A 22033-nucleotide genomic window follows, 5' to 3' on the forward strand; every position below is an offset into this window, starting at 1 on the left:
ACGGCACCCTTTCCTTAAGGCCGGCGGTCCCGCATAGTTCAGTGGCATGTCACCTGTCCATCGGGCCCTGGCGCTGGGTACTGCCGCCGCGCTCCTCGTCGGCGGCGGATTGGTGCTGAGCGGCCAGGCCTCAGCCGATGCGAGCTACACCGGTACCGCGGAGGCCGGCGGGCTGCGGTTGATCCTGACCAACCAGTCGATCCCGCTGAACATCTCCCCGCAGGCGCAAGGGCCGCTGGCGTCCGCGACCCAGAACTCCTTGCAGCAGTCCGACGCGTTGGCCGCGTTCCCGTGGCCGGGTCAGGACATCGCGGGCCTGCCGGGGGTTACGGCCGGCAGTACGGGACTACCGCTGCCCGGCTACCCGTTCGTCGTCTCGACGAGCCTCGGTGACGCCCCGGCCAAGCTCAGTTATCCGGGCATCGAACTGCACGCCGAGAGCGCGAAGACGCTCACCCAAGCCACCGCCACCGGCGGTTCAGCGAGCATCGGTTCGACGTCGGTCGCCCGGGTGCTGCGCGACGCGGACACGGTGGACGCCTCCGCGGTCACCGACGCCGACGTGTTCCGGCTCGGCGACGACCTGACGATCAGCGGCCTGCACGCCACCGCCACCGCTGCCCGAGACGCGTCCGGCGCGCTGACCCGCTCGTCCGTGCTGTCCTTCAGCAGCCTGGCCGCCCGCGGCCTGACGTTCACCGTGCCGCCCCCGCCCGGCTCCAACCAGGCCGGCCAGAAGGTCTCCGCGCCGGCGATCAGCCTGGTCGACGGGAAGTTCCGCATCATTGCCCCGGGCCAGCCTGCCAACGAGACCGAGGTCCCAGCCGAACAGGTCGAGCAGGCACTCACCCAGGCCGGCTACCCGACCACCTACGAGCAGGCCAAGCAGACCAGCGACGGCATCGTCGGGGCCGGCCTGCAGATTCGCGCCACGTTGCCCGGCCCGCCCCCGGGCACGCCGGGCGGCTTCTCCGGCGAGACGCCGGTCATGTTGGCGCTCGGCCTGGTGAAGGCCGAGATCACCTACCAGGCCGCCGCGGCCCCGGCCGCCGTCGGAGTCGGCATCGCGCTGCCGGGCACGCCGGCCGCCACGCCGGCGGTCGACGCCGCCGCACCGGCCGCCCCGGGCATCGCGACCGCTCCGATCGCGTCGGCCGCGACCCCCCCGGTGGCTCCGGCCCCGGCCGTCGTCCCGGTCGCCGCCGCACCGGCGGCCCCCACGATCGACCTGGCAGAGGTGGCGGTCTCCCGGCCCGCGCCGCCGAAATCCGGCGACCTGAGCGGCCTGTACTGGCTGGTCGCGGTGGTCGGAATCGGCGCCTTCGGTTGCACCGTCCTGCTGCGCTTCGGAGGTGTGCGATGAGGGACCTGGTCGTTGTGCTGCGAGCCCAGTGGGACCGGGTGCTCGGGGTCGGCGCGACCGTCGCCGGCGTGGTCCTGCTGATCTTCGGTTGGTACCACGTCAGCGACACCGGATTCGTGGCCAAGCAGATGCCGTACCTGATCTCCGAGGGCCTCGGCGGGGTGTTTTTGCTCGGCCTGGGCGGCATGGTCTGGCTGTCGGCGGACCTGCGTGACCAGTGGCGGGAACTGCGTGGCATGCGGGACTGGTTGGAGCACACGGCCGGCGAACCGATCGGGGCCCCGTCGGGCGCCCGTCGATGACCTCTGTCGCTATTCCAGGCGCGGCGGCCGAGCGCCGGCGCCGGGCCAACCTGCGGCGCGCTCCGCACGACGGGGCCGAGCCGTGGGGCCGATCGGGCCTGGTGGTGCTCGCGGTCCTGCTGGTGCTCGGCGTCACCGGGATCACCGTCGGCTGGGCGGGCGCGGGTGGCAAGGCCGCCCTGGACGACCAACGGGGTTGGCTGGGGCTGGCGATCGCCGCGCTGATCCTCACCGGGTTCGTGATGGCCGGCTGGCTGCTGGTGGGCATGCGCCGGATCGCGCTGCTGCGCGCGCCGGTCGTCGCCGAGGTGCGGCGCCGCAAGCGCGCCGAACTCGCGGCGCGGCCGCGGGTGGTGCGGGTCGAGGTGGATCCGCCGAGTGGGTTCGCGGTGCTCCCCGGGACCCGCCGCTACCACCGTCCGGACTGCTTGCTGCTGACCGGCAAGGACGTGGCCTTCGGCCCGATCGCGGATCACGAGGCCGACGGCCGGCTCCCGTGCGGTGTCTGCCTGCCTGCGGAGGCCGGCCGCCGTGCATGAATACGTCCCGTACCTCGTCTTCGGCGTCGTCTACGGCTCGATCTACGGCCTGGCCGCGATGGGGTTGGTGCTGACCTACCGCACCTCCGGGATCTTCAACTTCGGCCACGGAGCGATCGGCGCCGGTGCCGCGTACGTGTTCTACGAACTGCGCGACGAGCACGGGATGCCCTGGCCGTTCGCGGCCCTGCTCGCGGTCGGGGTGTTCGGGGCAGCGCTCGGCCTGGGCCTGGAGCTGATGGCGCGGCGGTTGGCGCGGGTGCCGGTGGCCTACCAGATCGTCGGGACGATCGGTCTGCTGCTGCTGATCCGGGCCCTGGTGACCTGGATCTACGGCTCGGATTTCCGGCTGTTCGGCGCGTTCCTGCCGCGCGGGCGCGCGTTCCGGATCTCCGGGGTCGCGGTCGCGCAGGACTCGGTGATCATCTTCGTGGCGGTGTCGGTGGCCGCCCTCGGGCTGTACCTGCTGGTCGAACGGTCCCGGCTGGGCACGTTGATGCGGGCGGTCGTCGACGACCCCGCGCTGCTGGACACCGCCGGCACGGCACCGACCCGGGTCCGGCGGCAGGCCTGGATCATCGGGTCGGTCTTCGCCGCCGCGTCCGGCGTGCTGCTCGCCTCGCAGCAGCAGGAACTCGACGTCACCCTGCTCTCGCTGCTGGTCGTGCAGGCCTTCGGTGCCGCTGCCCTCGGGGCCTTCCGCAGCCTGCCGTTGGCCTATGCGGGCGGCATCGCGATCGGCGTCGGCCAGAAGCTGGTCTCCAAGGAGACCTCCACCCATGAGTGGTTGCAGGGCCTGGACTTCAACGTCCCGTTCCTGGTCCTGTTCTTCGCGCTGCTGCTGCTCGGCCGACGCCGCCTCGGCGACCTCGGCGCCGGGGTGCGGGCCCGCACCGTGGCCGCGGCGCACCTGCCACCGGCTGCCCGGCTCGGCGGCGGCGTCGTGGTCCTGGGCGTGGCGCTGCTGATCCCGCACGTCGTCGGGTCGCGGTTGCCGGTGTGGATCTCGGCGCTGAGCCAGGTGCTGCTGTTCCTTTCCCTCGGCCTGCTGGTGCACACCTCCGGCCAGGTGTCGCTGTGTCACGTCGCGCTGGCCGCGGTCGGGGCGGCAGCGTTCGCCCACGCCGAGGGGGCCGGGGTGCCGTGGGGAGTCGCGGTGCTCTGGGGCGGGCTGGTGGCAATCCCGGTCGGGGCGGTGGTCGCGATCCCGGCGATCCGCCTGTCCGGCCTGTTCCTCGGCCTGGCCACGCTCGGGTTCGGCATCTTCATCGCGCAGTTCTGCTACACGAAGAGCTGGATGTTCGGTCTTTCCGACCTGAAGACCCACCGGCCCTCGGCGTTCCAGTCCGATACTCGGTACTACTACCTGCTGCTGGCGTTCGCGGTCGTCGGGGTCGTGCTGATCCTGGCCATTGAACGCACCCGCCTGGGCCGGTTGCTGCGCAGCCTGGGCGACTCGCCGACCGCGTTGGCCACGCTGGGTGCCTCGGCGAATGTCACCCGTGTGCTGGTGTTCTGCATCTCGGCGTTCCTGGCCGGGATCAGCGGCGCGCTCTACGCGGGCGAGTTCGGGTCGGTGGGCGGCACCGGGTTCAACTTCGTCTCGTCGCTGGTGCTGCTGGCGGTGCTGGCGGCGGCCGGTCGGTCGACGATCAGCGGCGCGATTGTCGGGCCGGTGCTGGTCTACGTCCTGCCGGCGTACCACTCCGGCGCCGACGACGGCTTCCAGATCGCGTTCGGTGCCTCGGCGATCCTCGCCGCGACGTTCGCGGCCACCCGGCCGGAACTTCCCTTGCACCATTGGGCGCAGACGGTTCGGTGGCGACTGCGTGGCACCACGGCGGCCCGGGTCGCGGCCGCTCGTAAACCCGTCAGCCCGCTGGGAGCCAGCCGATGAGGATTCACGTGCGTCGATTGTCGGTGCTCCTGTGCACCGGACTGCTGCTGACCGCTTGCGGTCCTCGCATCTCGGACTCCGAGATCGCCTCCGCGGCCGGCGGTGGCCCGGCCACCCTGGCTCCCACCGCACTGAACCAGGTCCGCGCCGCCGCGCAGGCGGGCGCGGCTGCGGGCGCACCGGCAGCCGGCTCTGCGGCGGCCCCGGCGCAGGCCGGCGCGGCGGCTCCGGCCGGCGCCACCGGGACGGCCCCCGTCTCGACCGGCACCACGAGCACAAAGCCGGGGGCAGCGCCGGCAAGCACGTCGACCACCACAGCGGCCGGCCCGGCCAAGGCCGCGGCAGCCGCGACCAAGCCGGAGGCGGGTGCAGCGGCAGCGGCGAAGCCCGCCGCGGCCGGCCCGGCGTGCACCAAGGCCGGTACCCCGGTCGCCGTCGGGCAGGTCGGCACGTTCTCCGGCGTGACCGGCCCGGCCTGGTCCGGCGGACGGACCTCGGTGGCCGTGTGGGCCAAGGACATCAACGCCCGCGGCGGGTTGGCCTGCCACCCGGTCCAGTTGTTCTTCGGCGACGACGGGGGCGACCCGGCCCGCGCGTCCGCGCTGATCGCGCAGTTCGCCCACGACGACCACGTGGTCGCCTTCATCGGTGGGCACGACGACTTCAGCATGGCCGGGTTCAAACAAGGTGTGGAGACCGCGAAGGTGCCGGCCGTCGGCGGCGACGTGATCGCACCCGAGTGGTACGGCAGCAGCGAGTACCTGTTCCCCCAGGGCGCGAGTGTCGACGACCAGGTGGTCGGGCTCCTCAAGCAGGCCGTCGGCCTCGGGAAGACCAAGGTGGGCCTGCTCTACTGCGTGGAGGTCAAGGCCTGCACCTACCTCAACCAGCAGGCCCCTGCGCTGGCGAAGGTTGCGAATGCGCAGATCGTCTACACCTCGGCGATCTCGTTGACCCAGACCGACTTCACCGCGCAGTGCCAGAGCGCGAAGAGCGCCGGCGCGGACCAGTTGGCGCTCGGCATGGACGGCACCGCGATGGCACGGGTGGCCCGGTCCTGCAAGGCGATCGGCTACCAACCGTTGCTGACCGGCATCGGCGGCACGCTCTCGCCCGGACAGGCGAAGGATCCGACGTTGCGCGAGTTCAACCTGGGCACCGCCAGCGGGAACGCGCCATGGACCGAAAGCTCGACGCCGGGCCTCAAGGCCTACCAGGACGCCTTGGTCAAGTACGCGCCGGGCGAGGAGCCGAGCGGTTCGTCGGTTCAGATGTGGGCTGCCGCAAAGCTGCTTGAGGCGGCGGTCGGCAAGCTCGGCGCGGCCGGGGTGTCGGACACGCTGACCCCGGCCATGGTGCTGGACGGCTTGCACAAGATTCACAACGACACACTGGACGGACTCAGCGGCCCGCTGACGTTCAACTCCGGCGGACTGGCGAAGAGCAACGGTTGCGTGTTCTTCGAGCTGCTCACCCAGAAAGGCTGGACCGCACCGCAGGGGTCAAAGGCCATCTGCCGCTGAGGATTGGAGTTCGTCGGTGCTCGAACTGCGGGAGTTGTCTGCGGGGTACGGCGCGACCCGGGTACTGCACGACGTGAATCTGGTCGTACCGAGCGGGGCAGTGGTCGCGCTGCTGGGTGCCAACGGCGCGGGCAAGACCACGTTGCTGCGGGTGGCCGCCGGTCTGCTGGTGCCGGAGTCCGGCCGGATGGTCGTCGACGGGGTCGATGTAACCGGGTGGCCGCCGCACCGGGTCGTCGAGCGCGGGGTGTGCCACGTACCCGAGGGGCGTGGGGTGTTCCCGTCGCTGACAGTGCGGGAGAACTTGGTCGTGCAGGCGAAACGGGGGCAGGAGAAGGCGGCGGTGGCGGCCGCGGCCGCGGCGTTCCCGGTGCTGGGTCGTCGGCTGAACCAGGTCGCCGGGACGATGTCCGGTGGTGAGCAGCAGATGCTCGCGCTGGCGAAGGCCTACGTGCAGTCGCCCTCGACGGTGCTGCTCGACGAGGTCAGCATGGGCCTGGCCCCGATCGTCGTCGACGAGATCTTCGAGTTCCTGCGCCGGTTGGCGGCCGACGGCGCCAGCCTGCTGCTGGTCGAGCAGTACGTGACCAAGGCCCTGGCCATGGCCGACTACGTCTACCTGCTGCAGAAGGGCCGGATCGTGTTCTCCGGTGAGCCCGGTGAGCTGGACGGGGAGGACTTGTTCGCGCGGTACCTGGGCCACGCCGCCTGAGATCCCGCGCGACGTGGCACCCTGCAGGGGTGACCGCATGCCGTCGACGGGGTTGGGCAGCGGCCTGCGTCCTGATCGCGGTGGCACTGCCGACCCCGGCCGGTGCCGCTGTCGCGTCCGACGGCCGGATCGTGTTCGCGAGCGAGGCGAAGTCCGGCTCGGAGATCTGGGCGATGAACCCGGACGGCTCGGCGCCGGTCCGACTCACCAATGCCCATCCCGACGGACAACCGGCCGTGTCGCCGGACGCGACGCGGATCGCATTCACCAGCCACCGCGAGAGCGTCGACCAGATCTGGGTGATGAACGCGGACGGCACCGGCCAGCACCGGTTGACCGACGGCACGCTTGCCGACAGCTTCCCGACCTGGTCGCCGGACGGGCGGCGGATCGTGTTCGCCCGACTGGAGATCGGCCACACCGATCTGTGGATCATGGACGCGGACGGCCGCGGCCAACGCCGGCTGACCCAGAACGACGAGTTCGCGCCGGACTACCACCCGACGTTCTCCCCGGACGGCCGCCACATCGCCTTCACCAGCATCCGCAACGACGAACGCGGCGAGAACGCCGACATCTGGCGGGTCGAGGTGGACGGCTCGCACCTGACCCGGCTGACCACGGATCCGGCGTTCGACACCGACCCGAGCTACTCCCCGGACGGTAGCCGGATCGCGTTCAGCAGCAACCGCGACGGCACGGCGGCGATCTTCGTGATGAACGCCGACGGCAGCGACCAGCGCCGGGTCACCGACGACGCCGGCTTCGACCACGTCCCGGCGTTCTCCCCGGACGGGACACGAATTGCATTCGCCGGCGACAGCCGCGGCGGTACCGACGCCATCTGGGTCATCAAGCTGGACGGCTCCGGCCTGACCTGCGTGACAACTGACGCAGCGTCAGACAGCTATCCGTCCTGGGCGCGGCGCCACGCCGGGGAAACGACGAACGGGTCGGGGTCCGGCGGCGGGTCACCCGGGCTGCCCGCACCGGTCGGCTGCTTGATCGCGCTCCCGGGTTCGGCGCCCTGAGCCCGCCGGGTCAGGACTCGACGACCTTGATGGCCGGGATGTGCGGGACGCCTTGCGGCACCCACACGCCGTCCAACGACTTGAACGTGTTGCCGGCGGAGTCGGTCGTGGTCGCGCCGTCCGGCTCGCCCGAACCGGACGAGTCCATCGAGGTCAGCAGCCACTCGCCGGACACGCACTGGAACCGGTAGGAGGCCAGCGGGATCGAGGATTCGCCGACCGCGCCCTCGTCGTTGCACGGGCCCGCGTCGTCGTTCGGGCCGGGTGCCTGGGTCGAGGGGATCAGCGCCAGGGTGGAGTCGGAGACCACGGCTGAGGCGAACAGTCCGGTGCCGGCCAGGGCGGTCAGGGCGAACGCGGCCAACCGCGTCGCCCTGTGCCCGCGCCCAGCGAACCCCATGTCGGGTTCGACGGATCGGGGGTGTCGGCGCAGGGGGTTCGAACGGGTGGACCCGGATCATCCGAACGGACAATTTTCACCCGCGACCTCAGTTCGGTCTCACCTCAGTGGTGCCAGGCACCTCCGGGCGCTCCGCCCGGCGCCGGCGCGACCGGATGCGGAGCCGGCGCGGGCGCGGGAGCGGGTTGGGAATGCTGTTGGAACTGCTGCTGGTTCGTGGTGGTCGTCGGCTGGTGGAACTGGTTCGACGGCTGGGACGGGTGGAAGTTCTGCCCCGAGTCGAAGTGATTCGGCGTCCCGGACCCGAAGTGGTTCGTCGTGGTCCCGGTCGGGTTCGTCGCCGTCGGGGCGTCCGCGGACCTGTCGGAGTGCGTGCGGTCGATGCCCGGCTCCGGTCCGGGCCCGGCGTCGTAGGTCGTGCCCGGCGGGTGGAACGTGTGGTCGTCGGGGCCCGTGCCCGGGGCGCGGGACCGCGGCTGGTTCGGGTCGAAGTACGCGCCGCCATGATGGGCCGGGTCCGGTGCGGTGAACGTGCCGGCCGGCGGGTTCGGCGAGTTGAACGTGCCGGGCGGGGCCGGGTCCGTCCCCCGCCAGGTGCCCGTGGTCGCGCCGGTGCCGGTCGTACTGCCGTGCACGGTGGTCGGGGTCACCGGGGTCCCGCGCCACGGCGGGATCCAGGAGCGCGTGGTGCTCGGGTCGGCGGCGTGGTGCCCGGTCATCGGCAGGCCGACCGGGCGGCCGACCCCGAACCGCAGCCAACTGCTGCCGCTCCACCCCCACCAGATGCCGTCACGGCGGTCCTGGCCCCATTGGTTCCAGTCGGTGCGCACCGTGCTCGGGTGGGTCCAGCAGGGCCGGTACCACCAGCCGTGGCCGGACCAGTCGCCGTCGGAGTCGAAGTCGTCGGAGACGGCGTTGTCCGAGCGGATCTGCTCGTCGACCGCCTCGGCGGAGTCCTCGGTCTGCCGCTGCGCAGAGTCGTCGATCGCCTGCTGGGACTGCTGCATCTGCTCGAGGGAGGTCTGGTCCGGGTCGCTCGTGTCGGTCGGCACGGTGACCTGCTCCGGGGCCAGTTCGTCGAAGGCCTCGAGCACCGACGCCTGCAGCTCCTGGGTGACCCCGGGGCACTGGTTGAGGCTGGACAGCAGCAGCAGCACCTCGTGCCGCTGGTCGCTGTTGAGTTGGTCGACGTCCGCGCCGTAGACGCTCTGCACCGCCGGCGCGACCTGTTGGGTGGCCGCCAGTCGTTGGTAGAAGTTCCGGCCGCGGTCCAGCACCGGGTCGCCGGCGTCGACCCGCGGGGTCAGCTGCGCCATCCCGCACTCGACGAGGACCGAGTCGCTGGTGGCCGCGGTGTCGGCGGCCGGCTCGACGTCGGTGACCGCCTGCGCCATCGGGCGCGGTTCGCTCGCGTCGACAGCTGCCGGCGTACCCCCGCCGCAGGCCGTCAGCGCGGCCACGGCCGCGCCGACGAGCATCGCCGTGGAAAGAGACCGGCGGACGGCTCGGCGTTGGCTCATGTCGTGCTCCTGACTGCGGTCGGTTCATGGGCAGAACTGCCCGACCGTCCGGTTGGTAAGGCTAGTCCACACCCCGGTGCGGAAGATAGAGACGATCAGATAGGTAAGAAAGGATCAAAACGGCGAAATGTCCCCGGACCGGACGTCGGCGAGCAATTCGAAGCACCTACCGCAGCCGACGGCGAAGCATGCCCGGTTTGGTTCCTTGGAGTAGCCACGGGCCCATGTCGCTCACATCCACCGTGAGTCATGCTGGCAGAGCAACCGTTGCGGAGGTGTTGGCGAATGAGGCCTGTCAATCGTTGGATGGTGCCCGGGGCTGTCGCGGTGGTGATCCTGGCCGCTGCCACCGTCCCGCACGCGTTCGCCTCGACCCCGGACCCGAGCCTGCCGACCGTCACCGCCGCGGACCTGATCGCCGGGGTGCGCACGGCCTCGGTCGGTGCGCTGTCCGGGACGCTGCAACTCAACTCGGCCCTGGGCCTGCCGTCCTTGCCCGACCGGCTGGCCGGCGCGACCTCCGGCGGCGCGGCGCTGCTGACCGGGACGCATACGATGAAGCTCTGGGTCGACGGCCCGGACCGTCAACGCCTGGCGCTGCTCGACGACATGGCCGAGACCGACCTGGTCCACAGCGGCACCGACCTGTGGACCTACGACAGCTCGACGAACACCGCGACCCACCGGGTGCTGCCGGCGCCGGACGGGTCAGGCGATGGCGGCTCGGCCCCGGCCGACCTCACCCCGCAGGCGGCGGCCGCGCGGCTGCTCTCGAATCTCGACCCGACGACCGCGGTGGCCGTCGCCGGCACCGGGCGGGTCGCCGGGCGGCCGACCTACCGGCTCACGCTGACCCCGCGGACCACCGACACGTTGATCCGCAGCGTCCGGATCGACGTCGACGCGGCCGACCACATCCCGCTGCGGGTCCAGGTCTTCGGGGCCGGTTCGGCGCCGGCGTGGAGCCTCGGCTTCACTTACGTCAGCCTCACCACCCCGGCCGCCGCGGAGTTCCGGTTCACCGCGCCGCCGGGCGCCACCGTCACGCAGAGCACGGGGCGCGGGGGCAGTGGCGATACCACCGACCCGGCCTCCGGAGGGTCCTCGGGTGACTCCTCGACCGACGGCGCCGCGGATTCCTCGGCCAAGCCGCAGACCATCGGCTCGGGCTGGGGCACCGTGGTCGAGTTCCCGTCGAGCGACCTTAACCCGGGCACCACGCCGGGCGGCGCGCCCGGTTCGCGGCACACCTCGATGCTCGGTTGGTTGGACAGCGCGGCGACCGTCGTCCCCGAGGGGCGGCTGCTCACCACGGACCTGTTCAGTCTGCTGATCACGCCGGACGGTCGGGCATTCGTCGGCGCCGTGCCGCCCGCCGTGGTGCGGTCCGCGGCGGCGAAGTGACGGCCGGGAAGCGACGAGCGTCCGGGGGGACGAAGCGATGAGTTCGGTGATCCTGGAAACGGCGGCCCGGGTACGACCGGGGGAGCCCGGTGTCCGCTGGGCGATCCGCACCGAGGGCCTGACCAAGCGGTTCGGCAAGCAGATCGCCGTGAACGACATCGACCTGCGGGTCCCGGCCGGCGCGGTGTACGGCTTCCTCGGCCCGAACGGATCCGGCAAGACCACGACGATCCGGATGCTGCTCGGGCTGGTCACCCCGACCGCCGGGACCGTGGACCTGCTCGGGCGGCGGATGCCGCGCGGGGGAGCGAGCGCGTTGGCCCGGGTCGGGTCGCTGGTCGAGGGCCCGGCCTTCCACCCGTACCTGTCCGGGCTGGCGAACCTGCGTCGGCTGGACGCCTGCGACGCGACCGCCGACCCGCGCACCCGCGACGAGCGGATCACCGCCGCGCTGGAGCGGGTCGGGCTGCGGGCGGCCGAACGCAAGCGCTACCGGCAGTACTCGTTGGGCATGAAGCAGCGGCTCGGGATCGCGGCCGCGCTGTTGGCCCCGCGCGACCTGCTGGTGCTCGACGAGCCGACCAACGGGCTGGACCCGCAGGGCACCCGGGAGATCCGGCAGTTGGTCCGCGCGGTGGCCGCGGACGGGATGACCGTGCTGATCTCCAGCCACCTGCTCACCGAGATCGAGCAGGTGGCCACCCACGTCGGGATCATGAGCGCCGGTCGACTGCTGCGGCAGGGCACGTTGGCCGAGGTGTTGGGCGGCGCGGACCGCGCGGTCACCGTCACCACAACCGATGCGTCCGGCACGGCCGCGGCGCTGCTCCGCCTCGGGGTGCGCGAGGTGCGCACCGAGGAGGGCGTCGTCCACGGCGTGCTGCCGGAGAACGTCGCCGAGGAGGTCGCGCCGGCTCTGGTGATGAGCGGGGTGCCGTTCACCGGGCTGCAGATCGCCCGGCCCCGCCTCGAGGACTTCTTCGTCGGCCTGACCGGGGAGGGCTTCGATGTCGCAGGTTGAGCTGACCGCGCGCGCGTTCCTGACCGTGCGCCGACAGCGCGGGGCGATGCGCCGACTGGTTCTCAGCGAGATCGGCATGGTTTTCCGGCGCCGCCGCAACCTGGCGTTGCTGGCGCTGCTTGCGGCGGCACCGTTGGCGATCGGCCTCGCGGTCCGGCTCAACCACCACGACCGCCGCGGCGGCGGGCCGGACTTCATGAACCAGGTCACCGAGAACGGGGTGTTCCTGGTCTTCACCGCGCTGACGATCACGTTGCCGTTGCTGCTGCCGCTGCTGGTCGGGGTGGTGGCCGGCGACTCGATCGCCGGGGAGGCCGGCAGCGGAACGTTGCGGTACCTGCTCACGGTCCCGGTCAGCCGGACCCGGCTGCTGATCGCCAAGGCCGTCGGCGTACTGGCCTACACGGCGGTGGCGGTCTCGATCGTCGCTGTTGTCGGTCTGGTCGCCGGCGGCGCGTTCTTCGGGCTGCACCCGGTGACCCTGCTGTCCGGCGACACGATCCCGCTGCACGAAGGCCTGCTGCGGGTCGTCGAGGTCACCGGGTACGTGATCCTGACGCTGACCGGCTTCCTGGCCGTCGGCCTGTTCATCTCGACGCTGACCGAGGTGCCGATTGCCGCGATGGCCGCGACGGTGGGCGCCGCGGTCGTCTCCGCGGTGCTCGACCAGATCCCGCAACTTGGCTCACTGCGCGACTTCCTGTTCACGCACTACTGGACGGGGTTCGGCGAGATCCTGCGGGCGCAGGTCGACTGGCACACCCTCGGCTCGTGGCTGTGGCTGCAGGTCGGCTACGTCGCCCTGTTCGGCACCGCGGCCTGGGCCCGGCTCGGCGGGGCGGACATCACCAGTTGACCCGGAAAGCCCCACGCGCCATGAGAAGTGGGTGAGGGGATCGCAACACGGCGGCTCGGCGAACCGGGCGGCCGCACCGTTCGTCTATCTTGAAGAGCCGGCATGAGGCGTCGACGGGAGCCCGGGATGCTCGATGGGCAGGTGAGGGGTTCAACCGATCGGGTCCTGGTGATCGTGCCCACGTACGACGAGGCCGAGAACCTGGCCCGGCTGGTGACACGCGTCTTCGCCGTGCTGCCCGAAGTCCACGTGCTCGTGGTCGACGACGGCTCGCCGGACGGCACGGGCGAGATCGCCGACGGCCTGGCCGCCGGCGACCCGCGGGTCCACGTCATGCACCGCGAGAGCAAGTCCGGGCTCGGCGCCGCCTACCTGGCCGGCTTCGCCTGGGGCATGGACCGCGTCTACGACGTCCTCGTCGAGATGGACGCCGACGGCTCGCACCGCCCGGAGGACCTGCCCGCGCTGTTGGCCGGGCTGTCCGATGCCGACCTGGTCCTGGGCTCGCGCTGGGTGCCCGGCGGGGCCGTCGTGAACTGGCCGAAGCACCGCAAGCTGATCTCCCGCGCCGGCACGACCTACGCGCGGATCGCACTGGGCGTCGAACTGCGCGACGTGACCGGCGGGTTCCGGGCGTTCCGGCGCGCCACGCTGGAGGACCTCGACCTGCTCGACGTCCACAGCCAGGGCTACTGCTTCCAGATCGACCTGGCCTGGCGCGCGGTCTCCCGTGGCTGCAAGGTCGTCGAGGTGCCGATCACGTTCGTCGAGCGCGAGCTGGGCGTGAGCAAGATGAGCGGCGCGATCGTCCTCGAGGCGATCTGGCGGGTCACCGTGTGGGGCGTGGCCAAACGGTTCGGCAACCTGCGCGGCGGTACCCGCCACGGTGTCGTTCCGGTTCGGGCTGCGGACCGCACACGCTGAGCGGGTATTTCTCACCCATCCCGAGCGCGGTGGCCCAAATCATGGCCGACCCGACACCAAGTTGCGTTCTTGGTCACCGCGAATGTGGGACCAATCGGGAGTTCGGTTTAATCTCGTCGAGTCCGCCTGGCCGGGACGACGACCCGTTGTTCGCGTTCGGAGGAGGTGCCCCGCCTTGGCGCAAGCTGGTTCGGTGGCACTGCAGCGAGGGCGCACGCTGGTCCTGAACCGCTACGGCCGCGAGTTGGGCGCGCTGGCCGTGCTCTGTGCCGTCTACAAGGGCGGCCGGATGCTGCGGTCGGGCGACACCGCGTCGGCGTACCGCAACGCGCATCGCGTCTGGGACCTCGAGCGCTGGCTGCACCTGCCCAACGAGCTGTCGGAGCAGCACGCGTTGCTGACCAGCCACGCGCTGATCCGGTTCGCCAACACCTACTACGCGTTCGTGCACTTCCCGGCGACCGGGGCGTTCCTGCTGTGGGCGTTCCTGCGGCGACCGCAGCAGTACCCGCCCATCCGCCGGGTGATGGTGTTCGCGACCGGCCTGGGCCTGCTCATCGAACTGTTCTTCCCGCTCGCGCCACCCCGGATGCTCGACGGCTATGGGTTCATCGACACCGGCGCGAAGTACGGACCCACCGTCTACAGCACGGATTCCGCGCACGCCCAACTGATCAACCAGTTCGGGGCGATGCCGAGCCTGCACGTGACCTGGGCAGTGATGGTCGCCGCCGGCGTGATCGCGACCTGCCGCGGCAAGTGGCGCTGGCTGGTGCTGCTGCACCCGACGATCACCGCGATCGTGGTGGTCGGCACCGCCAACCACTACTGGCTCGACGGGATCGTCTCGTGCCTGATCCTGCTGCTGGTCAGCTTCGTCCTGCTGCGGCTGCCGCCGACCAACTTCCGGCGCGTCATGGGGCTGTTCAGACGTTCTTCGCAACCGCCGGCAACACTCGACGCCGAGCCCGTGGGAACCGGCTCGACCAGCCGCGAAAGGTAGCATCGAGCGGTGTTGCAAGCCCGGCTTGGCGCCCTGCTGCGCCGCCGGGCCGGTGCCGCCGGGCGGCGCGGAACCCGATCCGAGTCGCGGCTGGCTTGGCTGGACGTCCTGCGTGGTGTGGCGGCCCTGCTGGTCGTCTACGAGCACGTCGGCTACGTGGCGATGCCGCACGTCCGGGACTTCACCAACACCTGGGTGAGCGCCGGCGACGCCGGAGTCTTCCTGTTCTTCGCCGTCAGCGGCTACATCATCCCGGCGTCCCTGGAACGCAAGGGCAACGTCCGCGGCTTCTGGATCAGCCGCATCTTCCGGCTGTACCCGTTGTGGATCTGCGTCTACGTGACCGTCATCGTGTTCCGGTACGAGGGTTGGTACAACTCCCACGACCGGGTGATCCACTCGCACCCCGCGGCCGCGCTGCTCGGCCACGGGACGATGCTCCAGGATCTGCTCGGGGTCTACAACTCGATCAACGTGATGTGGTCGCTGTCCTACGAGATGGCGTTCTACCTGCTGGTGACGTGCCTGTTCGTGGCCGGCCTGCATCGGTTCAGCGCCCAGGTCGCGGTGCTGTTCGGACTTGCCGCGCTGGTGCTCGGGCAGACGCTGCCGATGCTGGTGATCACCGACCGACTGGGGATGACGAAGGCCTCGGCGGCGGCCGCGGCGATCCTCCTGGTCGGAGTCGCCGGGGCGACCAGTCGGCGGCGACTGCTCGCCCTCCCCGCCGGGGTCCTGCTCGGCGCGACCGCGTTGGCGCTGCTGGCGCTGAACAGCCGGCTGTGGCCGTGGCAGAGCCTGCTCATCCCGGCGTACATGTTCCTGGGCACCGCCGTGTACCGGGCCGAGCGTGGCCAGATCAAGGCCTGGAAAGCCGGCGCCGCCGCCGTCGCGGTGCTCGGCTGCGCCGTCGGGTCGGCGTTGATCGGCATGCTCCACCCCGGCCCGCACGCCGGGACGTTCGACGGCAACCGGCAGTACGTGTGCTCCTTGGCGCTGGCCGTCGCGGTGTTCGGCGCCGGCTTCGTGCTACGGCAGGCACACTTCCCGACGCCCCTGCAGTGGGTGGGGCGGATCAGCTACTCGACCTACCTGGTGCACCCGGTCCTCGGCGCGGTGTTCGCGCGGCAGTTGCGCAAGTACGGCGGGGCGCACGCAGCGCCGTCGCACCAGATTGGCGTGTTCCTGTTGTTCGTGACGGCCGTCCTGGCGCTGGGCAGCGTGACCTACCTGGTGATCGAGGCGCCGAGCCAGCGGCTCGGCCACCGCCTCGCCGCTCACCGTCCCACCCCCACGCCACTCCCGGGCCGAGTTGGAACGGACGCGGCGGCCTGACGCGGCGAAGGTCGTCACTCCGGTTTCAACTCTGCCCGTGGGGGGCCGCGGGGACGAGGCGATGGGCCGCCCGGGAAGGCCGGGTCCGCCGCGGTCCCGGCTGGGTCGCGGCCATGCACCCGATCAGCACCGCGATCACCGCTGCCGATCCGACGTACCACGAGCTCGCATAGTCCGTGTACAGCCGGCCGGACTGGCTGAGCACCAGGTACCCGAACCCGGCGTACGCGCCGGCGACCAGATGGAACGGGACGGTCCAGCGGTTCGGGCGGGCGGTCTGGAAGGGCATCGGCCACACCAGGTACTGCGCGCCGAAGCCGGAGGTGACCACCAGGAAGGCCGACCCGAGGCAGGCCATCAACGTCACCGAGTCCGCCGAGCGCCAGCGCCAGAGCACGACGACCACGGCCAGCAGCATCAGCATTGTGCCGACCCGGTGCTGCTCGGGGCTGAGCTTCTGGCCGAACAGCGGGTCCGGGGCGATGCCCCGGATCTTGTCCAGTACCGCGGTCCAGCCCCAGGTGCCGGTGATCGAGCGGTAGCCCTCCATGACCCTCGCGTCGCTGCCGAGGCTCGACCAGGCGGCGCCGGTCGTGATCGGCATCGTGACGAACAACAGCACCGGGACCGCGACCGCGCCGACCGTGATCTTGATCCGCGCCCGGGCGGAGTCCGCGCCCAGCAGCAGCGCGGGCAGGAACAGCGCGGGCCAGGTCTTGCTGCCGATCGCCAGGCCGAGCAGGATCCCGGCGGCCACGGGTCGCTGCCGGCGCAGGGCCAGCGCGGCCGCGGCGGCGAACATCAGGCAGAACGGCTCGACCTGACCGTGCACGCTCGAGATCAGGATCGCGGCCGGGTTGCAGGCGTACTGGAAGCGGCGCAGGGCCGGGTTGTTCTCCGGGTGGGTGAGCTTCCCGACCAGCACCGCGACCACGGTGTCCGCCCCGATGGGGGCCAGTTTCGAGGCCAGGTACCAGGGCAGGATGCCGTGCTTGGCGATCCAGTACATCCCGCCCAGCGGCCAGGCGTAGACCGGCAGATAGCTCCAGCCGCTGGAAACCATCGCCCCGGGCAACGAGGGGTTGTCGTTCTTGTGGTTCAACAGGTCCTGGTGGGCGAGTACCCGGCGGCCGACCTCGAAGAAGTAATGGAACGTGTCGTACGGCTGGATGTTGTAGGACACCAGCGCCATCTCGCCGCGCAGGGCCAGGGCCACCACGACCACCACCAGCAGCGACGGCCGCCACTGCTTCCGCTCGGCCACGATCATCAGGACCGCGGCGAGCAGGAGCAGCGAACCCTGCGGCGCGAAGACGTGCCAGTCGAACACCCGGTGATCTTCCCTTCCGCCCGACTGGCCGCGCCGCGAGAAGTATGCCGCCCAACCGTCTCCTGCCCCCATGCGACAGGACAGTGCGGGGGACAGATACGGCGCGGTGCTGCTGGTGCGGACGGGACACGCGGTAGCTGCAGGAACAATCCGACTTGTCTGAATCGCGCGCTTTCGGGCACGTACGCTCTGCAAGACTGGGCAGCGGTCGGGCACTCGCGCCGAACTGAGCGGACCGCGTACCCGCGGTCCGCCCCGGCATCTAGGAGAAAAGCACCTTGAAGCGGTTGTTCGCTCGACCGTCCCAGGGCGCGTACTCGAACGGCAGCGCACCGCGCGCCGCCGAGTCGGGCTCCGGTCGGCACCGCACCGGCACGGTCGCCTTCGACTCGGTGGGCACCGGTCTGAAGGTCGACGTCGAACCGGCCGGGGACCCGGAAGCTCCGACCAGCCAGGTCACGTCGCCGATCGGCACCGCCGAAGACCGCCGCGGCCGCGGCGTCGCGGCCGGTGCGCGGCTCGGGCAGGTGATGGCCCTACGGCGGACCGCACCGGCGATCTTCTGGATGTTCGCGCTCGGTCTGCTGCTGCGGCTGATCACGTTGGCCGCCTACTACCCGGCGCTGGAGTTCAACGGCGACTCGTTCTCCTACCTGTGGAACTCGGAGAACCTCACCCCTAACCTCTGGCACCCGCTGATCTACCCGATCTTCCTCAAGGGCCTGTCGGTCAGCCACCTGCTGGTTGCGGTGCCGGTCGTGCAGCACGCCCTGGGCCTGGCCACCGGGGTGCTGATCTACCGCCTGGTGCGGTCGTTCGGCGTCGGCGACCTCGGGTCGGCGCTGGCTGCCGCGCCGGTCCTGCTCGACGCCTTCCAGATCGACGTCGAGCATGTCGTGCTCAGCGAGGCGCTCTTCGAGATCCTGCTGGTCGGTGGGCTCTACCTGGTGCTGAAGCAGCGCCGGCCGCTGCCGGTCTACGCACTGGCCGGGGTGCTTCTCGGGCTGGCCACGCTGACCCGGACCGTGGCGTTGCCCTGCGCCCTGGTCGCGATCGTGGTCATGCTGCTAATGCGCTGCGGCTGGAAGCCGATCGCCGCCACCACGGGTGCCCTCGCGGTGCCGCTGGTCGGGTACGCGCTGATGTTCCACTCGTACTACGGGCAGCTGGCCTGGACCAGCTACAGCGGCCGCGAGCTCTACGGCGAGGTCGCCCAGTTCGCGAAGTGCAACAAGCTCCCGGCCACCGACCAGGCACTGTGCCCGAGTGGCCCGTTGGGCCAGCGCGCGGGCAGCAACCAGTACACGTGGTCGCCCGGTTCGCTCATGCAGCGACTGCCGGACATCCCGCTGCGCACTCTGCCCGCCGACGCCACCGAGGCGCAGCTGCGCGCCGCCGGGGCCGCCCGGGGCGTGGCGATCAACCTGCGCGACGACAAGGTGGCCGGCACCTTCGCCCGCGACGTCATCAAGAACCAGCCGGTCGACTACGCCCACTACGTGGTCTCGGTGCTCGCGCACTACTTCGAACCAGGCCGGCACACCGGACCCCGCGACTTCTCCGAGGTCTCCTGGCAGTTCCCCGCGCGCCTCGGCCCGCCGCCGCCGTGGAACATCGGCGTGGCCCGGATGGGTTTCGAGTCCGACGTCATCCAGCCGCGGATGAGCCACAAGCTGGCCTCGGTGCTGCGCGGGTACCAGCGGTTCGCGTACACCCCCGGCCCGCTGCTGCTGTTCGGCGTCCTGATCGGGGCTTGGGGGGCACTGAGCGGATGGCGCACCCGCAAGGGAATCCTCGCCGGGGCGTTCGTGCTGTGCGGGCTCGGCACGCTCTTGATGCCCTCGTTGGGCGCCGGGTTCGACTACCGGTACGCGCTGCCCGCCCAGCTGTTCCTGCCGGCAGCGCTGGTTCTCGGCGTCAGCGTGATCCGGGAGGGGGCGCTGCGGCGGGCCGAGTCCCGGCCGTCGGCGGCGGCTCGGTTCTTCCAGGCCTGCGGGGACCGCCGTCGCGCGGCGCTGGCTGCCGGGACTGCCGCCGTCGTGCTGGTAGCGACGGCGAACGCGGCCGGTGCGCAGATGCTGCCCGGGAACAAGCAACGGGCCGGCGTCGTCGGCGCCATGGGTTCCACCCAGAAGACGGCCGGTGGGCAGGTCACGGTCACGGCCGGCCAGCCGACCCTGATGCACAAGTCGTGCTCGAAGGTGGGCCACCGGTGGCGGATCACCTGGTTGGTCACCTTCAACGTCAAGGTGAACCTGCTGCGCGGCCCGAAGCGCCTGGTCCAGGTCGACGACTTCGCACTCGACGGCGACAGGCGCGACCCGTTCAACCGGCCGGCGTCGACGAAGCGCCGCAGCGTGCTGCCCGACGCGGTGCTCTCGGCCGGGATGTCCCGCTCCGGGTTCGTCCAGTTCTTCCTCACCAGGCCCGACGGGACGCTTTTCTACAACACCGAGCCGGACGGGGGCCTGGCCGCATGGCAGTACGCCTTCCAGGCGCCGGCCGGGACCGATGCGCCGGGGACGATCTGCGTGCCGCCGCCGCCGGACGTGGCCGCCGCAATGGCCGACGCGCCCTGGGGCGCGCCGCAGCCGCTGAGCACCGAGCCGGCCAAGGGCGACTGAGCGAGGGCAGCTCGGATCAGGCGGACCCGGGCACGCGGCCCACGGCGAAGATCGACTGACCGAACGGCGGGTGCCGCTTCGCCTCGAGTTTCCGCGCGTTCGGGACCACGTACTTGTCCCACAGGCGCACCGTGGCACCGTCCTGCGGCGTCATCTTCAGCAGGCGCATGCCGACGAACCAGGCCGGTAGGCCGGGGGCGTTGACGTGGTGCATGCGTTCCACGCTCAGCCCGGCCGCCGCGTAGGCCTCGCGCAGTGTGCGCAGGCGGTACCGCCGGACGTGGCCGACCTGCAGGTCGAAGTGACTCATCGCGAACGGGAACGCCGGGACGAACATGACCACCGCACCGCCCGGCCGCAGCAGGCGGTGCGCTGAGCGCAGCGCGCCGACGTGGTCCTCGATGTGCTCGAGCACGTTGATCGCCAGCAGCGCGGAGTGCTGCGCGTCGACCGGGGAGAGCACGTCGATGTCGCTGACCTCGACCCGGGAGTCGTCGCCGAAGCGGTTGGTCAGCAGCGCCCGCCGCGACGGGTCGATCTCGGACAGCGTGATCTTGGGCAGGCCGGCCGTCAGCCAGTCGGCGGCGTAGTCGCCGAGGCCGGGGCCGATCTCGATCGGGTGCTCACCCAGGTACGGCCGGACCAGGTCGCGGACCCAGGCGTGGTAGTTCACCGCGCTGTTCAGCGACTCCAGCGTGAACGACTGCAGCCCGGTGTCGTACTCGACCTCGTTCGACTTCGGGTGCTTGCCCTCGGACACTTCAGCGATCCCCGATCTGGGTCAGACTCAACGTGAACGAGACCAGCGCCACCTGGACCCCGGCCACCAGCAGCACCATCCCGGCCAGCGGGACCCGCATGTCGCGGGCCGCCAGTTCACCGTAGCTGTGGTGCCGCCAGTGCAGCAGTGCGCCGACGAAGAAGGCGACGCCGGCCAGCGAGAGCAGCGCGCCGATGATCAGGCCCCACTCCAGGGTGAGCCGTTCCAGCACGCGTTCCAGCTTTGGACTTCGGGGTTGCAGGCCCAGATGGGTGGCGTACGAGCGGGCGACCAGCGACAGCGCGGCGATCTGCGTGCCGATGATCAGCGAGGTGGCCGCGACTGTCATCGTCTGGGTCTCGAACGTCACATGGCCGATCTTCACCGGGCCGAACAGCAACGCGACCGTGGCCACCGCCCCGATCAGCATCAACGCGTAGGCCGGGTACAGGAACAGCCACCGCGGGCTGAACGCCAGCAGGAACCGCAGGTGCCGCCAGCCGTCGCGCCAGGTGCGCAGGTGGGGCGGTCGCGAGCGGCCGTCGGGCTTGAGGGTGGTCGGGACCTCGGCGATCTTGTACTTGCGCTGTGCGGAGCGGACCACCATCTCGCTGGCGAACTCCATGCCGGTGGTCTGCAGGCCGAGCTTGAGGATGCGCTCGCGACGGAACCCGCGCAGTCCGCAGTGGAAGTCGCCGATCGGCACCCGGAAGAACTTGCGACCGAGGTAGGACAGGACCGGGTTGCCGATGTACTTGTGCAGCCAGGGCATGGCCCCGGGCTCGATGCCGCCCTTGAACCGGTTGCCCATCACGATGTCGTTGCCCTCGAGCAGCGACTGGTAGAACGGGCCCAGGTTGTCCAGGGCGTAGCTGTCGTCGGCGTCGCCCATGATCACGAAGGGCGAGGTCGCGGCCTCGATACCGGCCCGCAGCGCGGCCCCGTAGCCGCGGATCGGGACGTCCACCACGCGGGCCCCGCAGCGCCGGGCGATGTCCTGCGAACCGTCGGTGCTGCCGTTGTCGGCGACGACGACTTCGCCGTCTATGCCGAGGTCGGCAATCGATTTCTGCGCCTTGCGGATGCAGATCTCCAGGGTCTCCGCCTCATTCAGGCACGGCAGAACCACTGTCAGCGCTTCCGACCCCACGCGCGAGGACTCCTTCGACCCGGTGTTTGGACGTTTGTCCAGCGTATCGGCCCGGACCGGCCGGATCGGCCATCCGAGGAACTACTCCGCAGGTGGCGGATCAGACCGCGGCCGCGCGCAGTGCCTCGGCCAGATCGGCGGCGGCCAGCAGTTGGGCGGCCAGCTCGCGGGCACCGTCCGGTTCGAGCGAGAACTCCTCGTCGACGGTGACCACCCAGGGCTCGTCGGGCATGTTCTGGGCACGGGTGACGCCGCACCCCGGCCACAGATAAGTACTGGGCATCGGGGAGGTGATCAAGGTGGCGGGCAACGCGGTCAAGTCGTCACTCCTCGGTTGAT

At 71.1% G+C, this 22033-nt stretch carries 20 protein-coding genes; 14 read left to right on the plus strand and 6 right to left on the minus strand.

The window, feature by feature from the left end; all coding sequences use genetic code 11:
- Positions 1 to 46 precede the first annotated feature (46 nt).
- The 7 genes from VHU88_13850 (at position 47) to VHU88_13880 (ending at position 7367) form a co-directional block, all read left to right on the plus strand.
- Positions 47 to 1363, plus strand: a complete 1317-nt coding sequence (locus VHU88_13850; GenBank protein HEX3612764.1) for a hypothetical protein — start codon at positions 47 to 49, stop codon at positions 1361 to 1363.
- Positions 1360 to 1665 (plus strand): hypothetical protein, encoded by a 306-nt coding sequence (locus tag VHU88_13855; protein ID HEX3612765.1) that lies wholly within the window; start codon positions 1360 to 1362, stop codon positions 1663 to 1665. The genes VHU88_13850 and VHU88_13855 overlap by 4 nt, the downstream gene beginning before the upstream one ends.
- The gene (locus VHU88_13860) at positions 1662 to 2204 is read left to right on the plus strand and encodes a hypothetical protein (protein ID HEX3612766.1); all 543 of its coding nucleotides are present in this window, start codon (positions 1662 to 1664) and stop codon (positions 2202 to 2204) included. The genes VHU88_13855 and VHU88_13860 overlap by 4 nt, the downstream gene beginning before the upstream one ends.
- Entirely contained in the window at positions 2197 to 4101 is a 1905-nt protein-coding gene (locus tag VHU88_13865) for an ABC transporter permease (protein HEX3612767.1), read from the plus strand. The genes VHU88_13860 and VHU88_13865 overlap by 8 nt, the downstream gene beginning before the upstream one ends.
- Entirely contained in the window at positions 4098 to 5624 is a 1527-nt protein-coding gene (locus VHU88_13870) for an ABC transporter substrate-binding protein (GenBank protein HEX3612768.1), read from the plus strand. Before VHU88_13865 ends, VHU88_13870 begins: the two co-directional genes overlap by 4 nt.
- A 16-nt stretch (positions 5625 to 5640) precedes the next feature.
- Complete coding sequence (locus VHU88_13875) at positions 5641 to 6336, plus strand: ABC transporter ATP-binding protein (GenBank protein HEX3612769.1); 696 nt, start codon at positions 5641 to 5643, stop codon at positions 6334 to 6336.
- A gap of 80 nt (positions 6337 to 6416) precedes the next feature.
- Positions 6417 to 7367 (plus strand): hypothetical protein, encoded by a 951-nt coding sequence (locus VHU88_13880; GenBank protein HEX3612770.1) that lies wholly within the window; start codon positions 6417 to 6419, stop codon positions 7365 to 7367.
- A 10-nt stretch (positions 7368 to 7377) separates the two neighbouring features.
- Here VHU88_13880 and VHU88_13885 read toward each other — a convergent pair whose 3' ends face one another.
- Both VHU88_13885 and VHU88_13890 read right to left on the minus strand, forming a co-directional pair.
- Positions 7378 to 7731, minus strand: coding sequence for a hypothetical protein (locus tag VHU88_13885; protein HEX3612771.1), 354 nt, complete (start codon positions 7729 to 7731; stop codon positions 7378 to 7380).
- Positions 7732 to 7871: 140 nt separating this feature from the next.
- Positions 7872 to 9287 carry a hypothetical protein gene (locus tag VHU88_13890; GenBank protein HEX3612772.1) on the minus strand — a complete coding sequence of 472 codons (1416 nt, stop codon included), beginning with the start codon at positions 9285 to 9287 and terminating at the stop codon, positions 7872 to 7874.
- Positions 9288 to 9572: 285 nt separating this feature from the next.
- On the opposite strand from VHU88_13890, the gene VHU88_13895 reads away from it, so the two are divergent.
- From VHU88_13895 to VHU88_13920, 6 genes are all read left to right on the plus strand, one after another.
- Positions 9573 to 10691: a hypothetical protein gene (locus VHU88_13895; protein HEX3612773.1), complete on the plus strand. Its 1119-nt coding sequence runs from the start codon at positions 9573 to 9575 to the stop codon at positions 10689 to 10691.
- A gap of 37 nt (positions 10692 to 10728) precedes the next feature.
- A complete protein-coding gene (locus tag VHU88_13900; GenBank protein HEX3612774.1) occupies positions 10729 to 11712 on the plus strand; it encodes an ATP-binding cassette domain-containing protein in 984 nt (327 codons plus the stop codon).
- A complete protein-coding gene (locus tag VHU88_13905) occupies positions 11699 to 12568 on the plus strand; it encodes an ABC transporter permease (protein ID HEX3612775.1) in 870 nt (289 codons plus the stop codon). The genes VHU88_13900 and VHU88_13905 overlap by 14 nt, the downstream gene beginning before the upstream one ends.
- 141 nt (positions 12569 to 12709) lie before the next feature.
- The gene (locus tag VHU88_13910) at positions 12710 to 13492 is read left to right on the plus strand and encodes a polyprenol monophosphomannose synthase (GenBank protein ID HEX3612776.1); all 783 of its coding nucleotides are present in this window, start codon (positions 12710 to 12712) and stop codon (positions 13490 to 13492) included.
- Positions 13493 to 13685: 193 nt separating this feature from the next.
- Positions 13686 to 14495: a phosphatase PAP2 family protein gene (locus VHU88_13915; GenBank protein HEX3612777.1), complete on the plus strand. Its 810-nt coding sequence runs from the start codon at positions 13686 to 13688 to the stop codon at positions 14493 to 14495.
- Positions 14496 to 14504: 9 nt separating this feature from the next.
- Complete coding sequence (locus tag VHU88_13920; protein ID HEX3612778.1) at positions 14505 to 15830, plus strand: acyltransferase; 1326 nt, start codon at positions 14505 to 14507, stop codon at positions 15828 to 15830.
- Between the two features lie 25 nt (positions 15831 to 15855).
- Here VHU88_13920 and VHU88_13925 read toward each other — a convergent pair whose 3' ends face one another.
- A complete protein-coding gene (locus VHU88_13925; GenBank protein ID HEX3612779.1) occupies positions 15856 to 17160 on the minus strand; it encodes a glycosyltransferase 87 family protein in 1305 nt (434 codons plus the stop codon).
- A gap of 278 nt (positions 17161 to 17438) precedes the next feature.
- Between VHU88_13925 and VHU88_13930 the strand changes: the two genes are divergently transcribed.
- Positions 17439 to 19784 carry a hypothetical protein gene (locus VHU88_13930; GenBank protein ID HEX3612780.1) on the plus strand — a complete coding sequence of 782 codons (2346 nt, stop codon included), beginning with the start codon at positions 17439 to 17441 and terminating at the stop codon, positions 19782 to 19784.
- Between the two features lie 16 nt (positions 19785 to 19800).
- Here the strand turns inward: VHU88_13930 and VHU88_13935 are convergent, their stop codons facing one another.
- The 3 genes from VHU88_13935 to VHU88_13945 all read right to left on the minus strand — a co-directional run bounded on the left by VHU88_13935 (position 19801) and on the right by VHU88_13945 (position 22013).
- The gene (locus tag VHU88_13935) at positions 19801 to 20544 is read right to left on the minus strand and encodes a class I SAM-dependent methyltransferase (GenBank protein ID HEX3612781.1); all 744 of its coding nucleotides are present in this window, start codon (positions 20542 to 20544) and stop codon (positions 19801 to 19803) included.
- 1 nt (position 20545) lies between these two features.
- On the minus strand, positions 20546 to 21694 hold the full coding sequence (locus VHU88_13940; protein ID HEX3612782.1) for a glycosyltransferase family 2 protein: 1149 nt from the start codon (positions 21692 to 21694) through the stop codon (positions 20546 to 20548).
- A 100-nt stretch (positions 21695 to 21794) separates the two neighbouring features.
- On the minus strand, positions 21795 to 22013 hold the full coding sequence (locus tag VHU88_13945; protein ID HEX3612783.1) for a hypothetical protein: 219 nt from the start codon (positions 22011 to 22013) through the stop codon (positions 21795 to 21797).
- Positions 22014 to 22033 lie beyond the last annotated feature (20 nt).

The organism is Sporichthyaceae bacterium (assembly GCA_036269075.1).
Lineage (GTDB): Bacteria > Actinomycetota > Actinomycetes > Sporichthyales > Sporichthyaceae > DASQPJ01.

What these genes read in the sequence shown, in the direction of transcription:
- VHU88_13850 (HEX3612764.1), top strand. Translation starts at nt 47, where the DNA reads ATGTCACCTGTCCATCGGGCCCTGGCGCTGGGTACTGCCGCCGCGCTC.
- VHU88_13900 (HEX3612774.1), top strand. Translation starts at nt 10,729, where the DNA reads ATGAGTTCGGTGATCCTGGAAACGGCGGCCCGGGTACGACCGGGGGAG.
- VHU88_13890 (HEX3612772.1), bottom strand. Translation starts at nt 9,287, where the DNA reads ATGAGCCAACGCCGAGCCGTCCGCCGGTCTCTTTCCACGGCGATGCTC.
- VHU88_13860 (HEX3612766.1), top strand. Translation starts at nt 1,662, where the DNA reads ATGACCTCTGTCGCTATTCCAGGCGCGGCGGCCGAGCGCCGGCGCCGG.
- VHU88_13905 (HEX3612775.1), top strand. Translation starts at nt 11,699, where the DNA reads ATGTCGCAGGTTGAGCTGACCGCGCGCGCGTTCCTGACCGTGCGCCGA.
- VHU88_13855 (HEX3612765.1), top strand. Translation starts at nt 1,360, where the DNA reads ATGAGGGACCTGGTCGTTGTGCTGCGAGCCCAGTGGGACCGGGTGCTC.
- VHU88_13870 (HEX3612768.1), top strand. Translation starts at nt 4,098, where the DNA reads ATGAGGATTCACGTGCGTCGATTGTCGGTGCTCCTGTGCACCGGACTG.
- VHU88_13895 (HEX3612773.1), top strand. Translation starts at nt 9,573, where the DNA reads ATGAGGCCTGTCAATCGTTGGATGGTGCCCGGGGCTGTCGCGGTGGTG.